We start from the raw sequence: 11,640 nt of genomic DNA, 5'->3' as shown, positions 1-11,640 counted from the left end.
TATCAAGGAGGTATTATATGAATTTTAAAAAATCTCCCCTTCTATTGCTCATACTCACACTATTATTTGTAGTAACAGGGCTTGGCTTTACGGTTTTTAAACATAATAAAGTAACTCCGTCAAAAGAAAACGTGACAAAGGAAAATTGGCTGCAAGATCCTTACTTACGTTGGGCATATACACATATGAACGAACTGGCATTAACAAGTGAAGTAAAAAATAACCCTGAGCAAGTATCAACATTCCCTACTGCATTACAAAATTTAGATGATTTCTCTGTTAAACAAGGAAATGGACGGAATGTTCCTTTAAAGAAACTATTAGATGAGAATAAAACCGATGCATTTGTTGTTATACATAACGGAAAACTCGTTTACGAACATTACTTCAATGGTTATAAACAAAATACGCCGCATGGGATGGCTTCTTTAGCTAAAGTCTTTACTGGTGCACTTGTGCAATCTTTAGTCGAAGAAAAGCAAATTGATGTAAATGAACTTGCTGAAACGTATGTCACAGAATTACGGAACACTCCATTTGGGAAAGCGACGATTCAACAGTTAATGGACATGCAAGTTTCCGCAGAATACCCTACACATGGATATATACAACGGGGATTAGAAAATCAAGATGCACAGCTATATTTAGCTAGTAACATTCTTCCTCGTTCTAAAAACTATGATGGCCCAATGAACATTTATGATATGTTACAAGAAGCAAAAGAAACTGCATCACCTGGAGCAGAGTTTTCCTATAATAATGGTTCTGCCGAAACACTTGGCTGGATCATACAGAAAGTAACTGGTAAATCATTAGCTGAAAATGTAAGTGAACGAATTTGGTCCAAAATCGGCATGGAAGAAAGTGCGTATTATGTGACTGATGATACGAAAGTCGAACAAGCAAGCGCTGGCTTAAATGCCACTGCAAGAGATATGGCTAAGTTTGGTCAATTGCTTTTAAATAATGGTCAATACAACGGAAAGCAAATTCTACCTTCTTCTATTTCAGAAGATATAAAAAGCATACAAGAAGGTGAACTAGCTATCGAGCATGGAGCCTCTACTTCTTATCATAATCAATGGTGGATTCCTCATAATGAGCAAGGTGCCTTTGAAGTGCTAGGGAGTTATGGGCAATGTCTCTATATAGATCCAAAAGCAAATATGGTAATTGTACATTTTTCATCAAATGCCCAGCCGAGCAGTGATATACATTCTACTTATTCAAATATGTATGTAGATATAGCAAAATACTTAGAAAATCTTTCACACGAGTGAAAGATTTTCTTTTTTAATTATCTGAATTTTCTGTTTTGTAAAGGTTATTACTTACATGATAACGAATATTGTAAAGAAATATAGTCAAGGAGGTTGATGTATTTGTTTCGCTCTTTTACAAATGGTTGTGTTACACTTGTACAACGCTTTTTACCAGATCCCTTTATTTTATCCTGCTTGTTAACCATTTTCGTTATCTTCTTTGGAATGTTTGCAACGCACCAATCACCAGTAGAAATGATTGCTCATTGGGGTAATGGTATTTGGGGTCTCTTAGCCTTCGCAATGCAAATGGCGCTTGTACTTGTTACAGGTTCCGCCTTAGCTAATGCTCCGCTTATTCGTAAAGGCTTAGCAAAAGCTGCTCAATTACCGAAAACAAGCGGACAAGGTATTATTGCGATCTCCATTGTTAGTTTATTAGGTGCCTACATAAATTGGGGATTCGGCATTGTTGTTTCTGTTTTATACGCTAAAGAAGTTGCCAGGCACATAAAAGGATTAGACTATCGCCTTGCAATCGCTTCTTCCTATTCTGGATTTCTCATATGGCACGCAGGATTTTCTGCCTCCATTCCACTTACTTTAGCATCTGGAGGAGAAACATTAATCAAAACAACAGCTGGTAGTATAAAGGAAGCAATCCCCATCACAGAAACATTATTTTCACCATATGCTATTGTCCCTGTTATCGTCTTCTTAGTTACCATGCCACTTATTAATAGAGCAATGCATCCTGATGCAGATCATACAATTACAGTTGACCCAAGTGTATTTCATGAAGAAGCGGCTGCTCAAGAAGTAGAGGCCCGTACATTTGCTGAGAAAATGGAAAATAGTATTTGGATGACTGTTTGCATTGGGCTCCTAGGAATTATCTATATTATTCATTACTTTAGTACGAAAGGCTTTAATCTTACACTCGATATCGTTATTTTCATGTTGTTAATCGCTGGTCTTATTTTTCACCGTACCCCTATCCAATACATTCGTGCCTTTTCAGACTCAACGAAAAGTGCTTCCGGGATTTTATTGCAATTTCCATTTTACGCTGGAATTATGGGAATGATGATTGGCACAAATAGCGATGGACTTTCACTTGGAGGAGCTATTTCGAACTTCTTTATTCATATTTCAAATGAAGCTACTTTTCCCTTATTCACATTTTTAAGTGCCGGAATTGTAAACATTTTTGTTCCATCTGGAGGCGGACAATGGGCTGTACAAGCTCCTATTATGATTCCAGCTGGAGCAGAACTTGGTGTACCTGCTGCTAAAACAGCGATGGCTATTGCATGGGGTGATGCTTGGACGAACCTAATCCAACCATTTTGGGCATTACCAGCTTTAGCGATTGCAGGCTTAGGTGCGCGCGATATTATGGGATTCTGTGTGATTAACTTGCTTTATGCCGGTGCAGTTATCGGTTTATGTTTCCTTTTTATCTAAATTCCAAAACACACAAAAAGCTAGTTTTATACTAGCTTTTTGTACATAATAACCTTAATACAATCAGTTGTTTTCTATACATCTTATTACATTTGACCATTCTTCACATGAAAGATTTAATCTTCTATATGCAAATAACGTCATACAAACACTTTCAATCACTGGAGGGTTGTCTCGTAAAAAATCCCATCTTAATACTTTCGGCAAGTCATACATTTTGTACTTTTTACTTTCCTTAATTATTCCATCAACTTCCCGTTCGCAGATTCCTCTCACTAAGTAATCATCTCTTAGTTCTTGATACACTTTTTGAAAAACCTTGCTATAATGTTTCAACTGAAGTAAACAAACCATATATGTACGAAACAATTCATCCTCTCGATTACAACATCTCATTATCCTTTCTACTTCATTCATATTTTTCCAACCTTTTCGCAACATCTTCTCTACAACCTGTACATTTTTAGAACTCCTTAATAACCTCTGCATGATTATTAACAATTCTTCTTTTTCTAACGTTTTCAACTTCTCTCTAACCATACTTTCCCCAGCACCTTGTATTTCGTATACAACCGCTGCCATATGCTTGCAATAATTCTCATAAGGACATTCACAAGTACTTTTCATAAAATCTACAAGATCAACGATTACTTCGTAGTTCCCGTAATTCCCTGTTACAAACGCAAATACTTTACCATCATGTATTTCTACATCCTCTACATGTCCCTCTTCATAATATTCGCATCCCCTATCTATAATGTGCTTAGGAATCCATTTTTTCAGTTCAGTTAATAAAAAAGCATACATAACAATTCACTTCCTTAAATTCCCTTTTGACTTTCTTTCACATCACGTGGTATTCTATTACATGTCAAGTGGCAAGCCTATTTGACAAAACAACTGACACCTACTCGGCGAAGGTGTCTCTTTTCGTTTCTAGCCGAATGAAATGCCTCTTTCAGGGCATATTCAACTTTTGACACTACACACTCAACACCATTCCCTTGTATCAGGCTGCTTTGGCAGTCTTTTACTCTACATATATTTTAAATTTTCAAATAAATGATAACATAAAAAAGAGAGACTAGCTCCCTCTTCTCGCCTTATAATATACCCCTTTTTCAGCATAAGAGTATTCATCATCAGCTAAAGTAATTTTCCCATCCAGTTTCAGTTCGTCTAATAGCCTTGATAAATAAAATTGGTGTAACATTTTTTTCGTGAATTTTCCTTCATGATGCGAAACGATATGCTCTTGAATATCTAATAGTGATATGGGTTTATCTTGTTCTATCATATATTCATACACTGCATTACGCAGCTTTACGTATTTTTCAAGTGTCACAGTACAATTGCAACCCCTTTCTTCTTATTTCTGTTGTTTTCGGAATTGGTTTTTTTACAATAAAAAAACCTCTTCGATAAGAAGAAGTTATGTACGATATCTTCGTCTTATCTCCCAGAACAAATATGTTCTGCTGGAATTAGCACCTGCATCGCGGTTGCTGGGTTTCATCGGGCCAGTCCCTCCACCTCTCTGGATAAGAAAATATTCACTTTATATCTTACTATAGCTACTTCTGTTGTCATTGTCAAATCATACAAATTAACGACAATGGAGTTATATTTTCTCCTCTAATGCTCATACTAAAATTGTATGTACAAAAGGAGGAATTTATAATGAATAAAAATGCCCGCGGATATGTTCAAGATTCGTTCCATTCACTACAAGAAGCGAAACATTGTTTAGAAAATGCCTTACAAACAGTTGAAAAAAGTAATAATCGGAAGCAAATCGAACAATCTCTCCAAGCTGTGGAACAAGCATTACAAGAATGTGATCATACTGTCCATATTTTAGAACAGAAATAAACACTGCCCATCTCTTTACTAGATGGGCAGTACCTCAAATGGCATACTGTAATAGTATTGCCGTCACAATTAAGAAATATACTGAATTAACGATTTCTAAAATCCCTACTTTTAAAATCGATATTTTTTTACCATATAATATAATGGCGCGAGCTAAGCTTGGAATAAAAACAAGGGAAAGCCATGGATTTACTACAAACAACACAATGGTCAATACAATGTGATATCCCCATGATACAAAGCGATAAATAGGATTATTCTTTTCTCGTATCATCGTCTTCACGTAGAATGTACTTCCTAAGAAATAAAGAAAAGAAACGACTGCAATCCACAATGCTGCTCCATCAATTGTCTTCATCGAAAAATAATAACTGACTAAACCGCCAATGCAGAAAACAAGTATTGCACAAATATCATTGACTAACGCTCGTTCCTTTTTTTGACGGGCGAAATACATATTTACGATAAAGAGAGGGATCATCATACCTACAAAGAAAAGAATTTTCCATTCATATAGTAAAGATACGATTCCAAAAGCACATGCAATAAGAAAATAAATGATTGCTGAATGTAGAAACTCTTTTTTTCGCATCTGCTTTATATACATTAGAAATGGATACGTTGCTAAGTAGATAAACAACCAAGCAAGAAAGAGTGGGATATGATACAAAGTAGGTTTACCTAGTAATGCACTGAGTAAAAATGGAATCAGCAGCATCCCCCATGCACCGTGCTGCTTTGGAACAACTAGCCTCATGAATATTACATCTCCTCTTTGAAAACCTTTTTCATTTGTTATTATACAAAAATCTCATATAAAAATTAGAATATATTAAAACAGTTTCTTGACACTTTTTTGCTATACATAAAAAATGCTTCTTACCATTGGTAAGAAGCATGAAAGAGGCAAACGAATATGTAAGTCGCGACCCTACGGTATATGATTATGCTTTGTTTCTTTCAGATATTCGTTCTCTATTATCATCTAAAATGCCATATTTCTTCTTAAATCTCGTAAGAATGGTAATCCACGAAGAACTAAATAAAGTAAGAAAGATGACATTTGAAATCGCATGGCTTAAATCAAAATAAAAGCTTGCAGCATAATACGAAAGGAATGCCTTCCATGTTACGTCTTGTATAAACCCAAGAAGTCCCCATAAGTTCATAATCCACCCAAAAATAAAGCCAACTATAAAACCGTAAATGATTCTTCCCCACAACTTTTTCATAATACATGTGTTTCGAAGTAAACCAGCCATAAACCCTATCATTCCCCAAGCAAACATTTGCCACGGTGTCCAAGGTCCTTGCCCTAAAAAGATATTGGATACAATCGCTGCTGTTGCCCCAATCATAAATCCTGTTTCACTTCCAAACACAATCGCAGAGACAATAATGACAAAAGAAGTTGGTTGTACACTTGGCATAATGGAAAAGGGAACACGACTAACTGCTGCTATCGCTGCTAAAATAGCCACCATAACAATTTCACGTGAAACAAAAGCTTTCTTCTCAAACCGTATATAAAAAGGTAACATGATAATAACTAATAAAAGTAAACTGCACCAAATATAATGTCCATCTATTACAAGAGAAGTAAAAAGGAGTGTACTTATTACAATAATAAAAATACATATTATAAAAGCAAAGTATCGTTTGGACACGCTTCGTACACATCCTCCCACGTTAATGCATAAGGTAATTGCTTGCGAATGAAACGATTAATAGATGTTGTATAAAAGAAATTATCACTAAAGAATTCCTTCGGCGCATCATTCATAATAATCTTTCCATCAAATAACATCATACAATGATCCACATATTTTGCTGCAAATTCAATGTCATGAGTTGCCATTACGATGGTTGTTCCTTCTTTTTGCAACTCTTGAAACAATTGACCTAATCTTTCTTTTTTCCCTGGATCTAATCCTTTTGTCGGTTCGTCTAATAACAATAAACTCGGTTTCGACAATAAAACCGTACATAGTGCGATTAGCTGTTGCTCTCCCCCGCTGCAATCATGCGGATGACGATCACGGATGGAATACAGCCAAAATCGCTGCAACATATCTTTTGTCACTTGATTTGCTTTTCCACCATATAACTCATTCGCTCGTTCAAAAACTTCTTCCCACACTGTATCACATGTAAAATGATAGTATGGATGTTGCGATACATATCCGATTCTTTTAAATCGTTCTTTTGAATCGATTTTATGAATCAAATTTCCGTTCCATCGTACTTTTCCTCTTCTAGCTTTTTGTAAGCCCGCTAAAATCGCTAAAAGTGTCGATTTTCCAGCACCATTTTTTCCAACAAGCGCCGTCCATTTCCCTTGTTCAATCGATAACGTTAAATCCTGTAAAATAAACGGACTGTTCTTTTCATATTGAAATGATATATGTTCTGCTTCTAACATTACTTTTTTTGTTTCAGCTCGCGATATACCTGGCACTTCATGCTCTATAGATACCTCTGAACGAAGACGTGTTTGTGCCTCACGGACTGTAAAAGGAATTGTTTCTACATTCCATTCTAAAAACAATCTTGGAATTTGAGGGATAAATGGTCGAAATTCTTCTAATTCCCACATTTTCGATATAACATGTTGCGGGATTCCATCATAAATAATTTCCCCAGCATTCATAAACACAACTCGCGTTGCAAGTGGAATGACCTCATCTAAACGATGTTCACTCATGATAATTGTAATTCCAAGTTCTTCATTAATTCGTTTCAGCAGCCCTAAAAAATCCTTGGCAGCAATCGGATCAAGCTGTGCTGTTGGTTCATCAAGCAATAGTAGCTTCGGTTGTAAAACCAAGACTGCCGCTAAATTAACCAGTTGTTTTTGTCCGCCGGATAGGGTATGAACAGATTGATGGAGTAAATCTTGAAAACCTAAAAAACTAATGAGCTCAGCGATTCTTTTTTGAATAACATGTGATGCCAGTCCAACATTTTCTAAAGAAAACGCCAGCTCTTGAATCACAGTATCCATAACGAGTTGATTTTCTGGATTTTGAAACACCATTCCGACTTCTTGCGCTGACAATAAATCTGGTATCTCTTGCAGGGAAACTCCATCATAATACACATTACCTGTACGTTTCCCAATTGGGAGTAACTCTTTTTTTAAATGTTTCAAAAGTGTTGTCTTACCACATCCTGATTGACCTGCTAGTACAATAAACTCACCTTGTGAAACAGATAGAGAAATATGAGTTAAAGCTTGTACACTTTCATCATTATATGTAAATGATAAATTCTTTATTTCTGCATGCGCCACCATATCCATTCCCTCCCCTCCATTATAATTGGTAAACTAATAAACATTATAAATAGAACAAATAGTATGCCATCATACTGCTGAAATACAATCGATTCTACTCTTGGATAGATTGATAACGTACCAGCCCCGCAAAAATTGAATGCAAGACAGCTTAGTAATACAATCACTAAATACGTAATTACATACCAATCTTGTCTTCCCATTCGATAGCGAATATACGTGCTGCGCTTTGTCACACCAAACCCGCGTGCTTGCATAGAATCTGCCGTTTGTAATGCATCTTCCAAGGAACAAACAAGGAGTACTTGTAAAAGTTTCATTCCATTTTTGATTCTCTCGATTATTGAACCGGAATCTAATTGAACACCTTTCGTTTTTTGAACGAGAGTAATTTGTCTTAAACGCCGAATAAATAAAGGAACAAAACGCACGGTAATCATTGTTAACAGCGCAACTTTTGGTGAAATCCGTGAAAATAAATACAAAAATTTATGACTCAAAATAATATCATTGTAGGAAGTAAAAGTAAACATAATAGCAAGTAACGATAGTCCCATTACTAACCCATACATACATGCTTCTAATGTAATTCGATTATCACCTAAACGAAATAATGTGGTTGCTCCCCTGTGCGTTAATAACGGATTTAACACAATAATCATTACAAAGAAAACAAACATGCTTGGTAACATTTTTTTGATTTTTTCGCTATTTCCTTGCATGATGTTTAACAACACCATCATAATAATCGCACCAACTAAAAAAAGAGGATGAAGACACAGCATACATAGTATCATCACCCCAATATAATAGAAGAAATTCACAAAAGGATGTAAAGAAGAAAAGATAATTTTCATAACCCTTTACCAAAGATCCTTTCCTAATTTAGCACATATACCCATTCGATTTTATCTCCCGGATTCACTGTTACCGCACCAGCACTGCGATTTGGAAAAGTACCATTTACACGGTATTTCCATCCGCTAGTTGACCCTTTATCAAATTCATATAAATCGTTAATTCCTTTTACATATTTACTGTTTCCAGATCCAGTTGAATCAATCTCCAGTCCTGTATTTTTTAATACTTCAAAAACTGTAGCCCCATCTTGAATATCGACTTTTTTTGCATCTAATAGATATCCCTGATCTCCACGTACAGAAATAGTAACTTGCTTAGCTTGTGGCGTTGGAATTGATTTAGGCTCAGGTTTAGGAACTACTGGCTGTGGTACTGATTGTTCCTGTTTTGGCGTTTCTTTCGGCTGATTGACTACTTTCGTATCTTCTTTTACTGCTGGCTGTTCCGATTGCTTTTGTTCAGCTTTTTTTTCTTTTACTTTTGGTTGTTCTAATTGTTTTGGCTCAGAGGCTGGTTCTTGCTCTTTTTTCTCTTCTTGTTTTACCTCAGCTTTTTCTTGAGGTTTTTGCTCTTGATTATCTTTTAGTTGTTCCTCTGTTTGTTTTTGTTCTTCCGGTTGTTTTTGTTCCTCTGGTTTTTTCGACTCTTCTTGTTTATTCTCATCTTTCTGTTCTTTTTGTTTTGCTGCCTCTTTTTGCTCCGTTTGTTTAGAAGTCGCTTTTTGTTCTGGTTTCACTTCACTTTGGTTACATCCTACAAGCAATCCAAGTGAAAGGACAAATGAAATGAACCATTTCATCATATTCATACTGTTCTCACCTTTCCTAATAAAATTAGGAGCAAATCATTGCTCCTAATTTTTGTTAAGCTGCTTTTCGTCTCCATAAAGCATATGCCGAAGCGATGCATAATACACCCATTCCGACTGGCACAGCAACATCACCAGCTGATGATCCTGTTTTTGGTAATTGACGATTTTTTGCAGTTTTTTCATTATTTACTGTTTTTTCTTTTACAACAACATCTGATACCTCGTCTTTTGTTTGTTGTTGTGGTTCTTCTGTAACTTTTTCTTTTTCTACTGCTGGTATCTCTGGTTCTACAATTGGTTTCTTATCAATTTCAGTTCCGATTGTATCATTCGACCAATCATATATAGAGCCATTACCATGTACAAACTCTTTATATTGAAGTAATGCTAAAAGGGCTTGTTCAGTAGCCATACTATTACCCTCTGTATCATTTGGCAACCATTTAAATTCACCACTTTCCAGCTGGTATGATAGTAGATTTTGAACCGCGTTTACATCATTTTTCGTAAACGCATCACCAGTTGGGTCACTTCCTATCATCGATAATCCCATAACTGCTTGTGCAGCGCTATTGGCATTCTCTTGACCGTCAGCTTCAAATCCACCATTGTTTAATTGTTTACTTGATAAATATTGTACGGCTTTTTCAACAGCTTGTTTAACTTCTGGTTGTTTCTGATAAGGTGTTAATGCTGATAAAACCATTCCTGTTACATCAACACTACTAGCATCTTCCTTACTGCTTTCAACATTGTAAGTCCAGCCACCATCTGTATGCTGTGCATTTACAATCTCTTGTACTAAAGCTGCACGATTCCATTTTGCTTCAGCTGGCACTTCATATTTCTTTGTATCAAGCGCAATTAAAGCAAATGTATAGCCAGTAACAGAATTTAGTTTTTCAGATTGATACAATTTTTGGATTAAATTCTGTCCGGCTACATTTCTTGGATTCCCATTTACTGCTGTGACAGCTAAAACCGTTCTCGCTAAATCCGTAGGAGTCAAACGGTTCATCTGCTTTTCTACCTTTTGTGTTAATGACTGCAGATAACCAACCTTCATTTCTATTGGTACATTTTGTCCTGAACGAGCAAGCGCAATTGCTGTCCAGTCGCTATCGATTCCTTCATTCATCATCTTTTGTGATGTTTTAGCGATCGCTTGATCTAATTGTTTCACGAGCAATTCATTTGTGATTGGCTCTTTCGGCTGAGTCGTATCTTGTTTTTGTTCATCTGGCTTTTGTTCACCTGGATTTTGCTCGTCCGACTTTTGTTCATCTGGATTTTGCTCATCTTGGTTACTCTTACAAGTTCCAATTCTATCAAGCACTTGTTGTAATGTTTCTTGACTCATATTGTTCCAATCTGCAACAAAACGAAATGCTACAACATCTCCAGAGTCTAATTTATAACTATCTGCCCCTACCATTGCTGCTTTATTATTTACATCATATGTCCAGCCGCTTGTGTCGCCGCCCATTAAACCGTCCATACCTTTTACATAAATGCCGTATTTTGTATTTTCAACTATTACTTTATCCCCCATGGCTTTTTGTAACAAACTATAGGCCGTTTCTCCGTCTTCAATTGACACTTCTTTCGGACACAAAATAACTCCTTTTTGCGATTCCCCAATAATCGCAAGTGTTGCTGTTTTTCCTTCAGCAAACGTAATATGTACTGTATTTGCAAATGAAACAAATACTAATGCAACTGCCATTATCGACGTAAGCAGCCATTTTTTCATCATTGCCATCCTCGGTTATTCCTCCCTTGCTTAAAAAAGGCCCTTCAAGAGCATGTAATAGCACCTACCGTGAGTACATTTCCTATCTACATAGGTGACTGTTTTATTTGTATAGGAAAGATCATGTAGCTTATGAATGTATTATTGTGATAACATTCACTTTTCACAGCGAACCCATTTCATTTTCACCAATTCCCTTATTAAAGTTATCGTATAAACGACATACCTATACATTCATCAGACAATAAATTTCTGTATCATTTTACTATTGACATAGAATTTTGTCTATGTTTTATTGGATTTATTTTCTAATAATACT

Annotated in this window: 11 protein-coding genes, 1 pseudogene and 1 riboswitch; of the genes and pseudogenes, 3 read left to right on the top strand and 9 right to left on the bottom strand. The window is 36.0% G+C overall.

Annotated elements, in window-relative coordinates; genetic code table 11:
• Nucleotides 1-17: 17 nt before the first annotated feature.
• Together V7183_RS11980 and V7183_RS11975 are read left to right on the top strand one after the other, a co-directional pair.
• Nucleotides 18-1,280, top strand: coding sequence for a serine hydrolase domain-containing protein (locus tag V7183_RS11980; protein ID WP_335359655.1), 1,263 nt, complete (start codon nt 18-20; stop codon nt 1,278-1,280).
• A 102-nt stretch (nt 1,281-1,382) separates the two neighbouring features.
• On the top strand, nt 1,383-2,729 hold the full coding sequence (locus V7183_RS11975) for a short-chain fatty acid transporter (protein ID WP_335359654.1): 1,347 nt from the start codon (nt 1,383-1,385) through the stop codon (nt 2,727-2,729).
• Nucleotides 2,730-2,792: 63 nt separating this feature from the next.
• Here the strand turns inward: V7183_RS11975 and V7183_RS11970 are convergent, their stop codons facing one another.
• The 3 genes and pseudogenes from V7183_RS11970 to V7183_RS11960 form a co-directional block, all read right to left on the bottom strand.
• Nucleotides 2,793-3,146 (bottom strand): group-specific protein, encoded by a 354-nt coding sequence (locus V7183_RS11970; protein ID WP_335359670.1) that lies wholly within the window; start codon nt 3,144-3,146, stop codon nt 2,793-2,795.
• Nucleotides 3,147-3,155: 9 nt separating this feature from the next.
• Nucleotides 3,156-3,536 (bottom strand): annotated as a pseudogene (locus V7183_RS11965) (SWIM zinc finger family protein); the annotation flags it as partial.
• Between the two features lie 277 nt (nt 3,537-3,813).
• Nucleotides 3,814-4,074 carry a hypothetical protein gene (locus V7183_RS11960; RefSeq protein WP_141523109.1) on the bottom strand — a complete coding sequence of 87 codons (261 nt, stop codon included), beginning with the start codon at nt 4,072-4,074 and terminating at the stop codon, nt 3,814-3,816.
• A 104-nt stretch (nt 4,075-4,178) separates the two neighbouring features.
• A riboswitch (SAM riboswitch) is annotated at nt 4,179-4,277 on the bottom strand.
• Between the two features lie 132 nt (nt 4,278-4,409).
• Between V7183_RS11960 and V7183_RS11955 the strand changes: the two genes are divergently transcribed.
• Complete coding sequence (locus V7183_RS11955; protein WP_335359653.1) at nt 4,410-4,601, top strand: hypothetical protein; 192 nt, start codon at nt 4,410-4,412, stop codon at nt 4,599-4,601.
• 34 nt (nt 4,602-4,635) lie between these two features.
• On the opposite strand, the gene V7183_RS11950 is transcribed toward V7183_RS11955, so the two are convergent.
• From V7183_RS11950 to V7183_RS11925, 6 genes are all read right to left on the bottom strand, one after another.
• Nucleotides 4,636-5,358, bottom strand: coding sequence for a YwiC-like family protein (locus V7183_RS11950; protein WP_335359652.1), 723 nt, complete (start codon nt 5,356-5,358; stop codon nt 4,636-4,638).
• Nucleotides 5,359-5,545: 187 nt separating this feature from the next.
• The gene (locus V7183_RS11945; RefSeq protein ID WP_335359651.1) at nt 5,546-6,268 is read right to left on the bottom strand and encodes an ECF transporter S component; all 723 of its coding nucleotides are present in this window, start codon (nt 6,266-6,268) and stop codon (nt 5,546-5,548) included.
• On the bottom strand, nt 6,241-7,902 hold the full coding sequence (locus V7183_RS11940) for an ABC transporter ATP-binding protein (protein WP_335359650.1): 1,662 nt from the start codon (nt 7,900-7,902) through the stop codon (nt 6,241-6,243). The genes V7183_RS11945 and V7183_RS11940 overlap by 28 nt, the downstream gene beginning before the upstream one ends.
• Nucleotides 7,875-8,753 carry an energy-coupling factor transporter transmembrane component T gene (locus tag V7183_RS11935; protein ID WP_335359649.1) on the bottom strand — a complete coding sequence of 293 codons (879 nt, stop codon included), beginning with the start codon at nt 8,751-8,753 and terminating at the stop codon, nt 7,875-7,877. Before V7183_RS11935 ends, V7183_RS11940 begins: the two co-directional genes overlap by 28 nt.
• Before the next feature lie 23 nt (nt 8,754-8,776).
• On the bottom strand, nt 8,777-9,565 hold the full coding sequence (locus tag V7183_RS11930) for a DUF4430 domain-containing protein (RefSeq protein WP_335359648.1): 789 nt from the start codon (nt 9,563-9,565) through the stop codon (nt 8,777-8,779).
• A 55-nt stretch (nt 9,566-9,620) separates the two neighbouring features.
• Entirely contained in the window at nt 9,621-11,330 is a 1,710-nt protein-coding gene (locus tag V7183_RS11925) for a DUF4430 domain-containing protein (protein WP_335359647.1), read from the bottom strand.
• Nucleotides 11,331-11,640: the final 310 nt, after the last annotated feature.

The sequence above is a fragment of the Bacillus sp. JJ1127 genome (assembly GCF_036965845.1).
GTDB lineage: Bacteria > Bacillota > Bacilli > Bacillales > Bacillaceae_G > Bacillus_A.
Note: the sequence above shows the minus strand (reverse complement) of the source record. Positions and strands in the feature narration are given on the sequence as shown.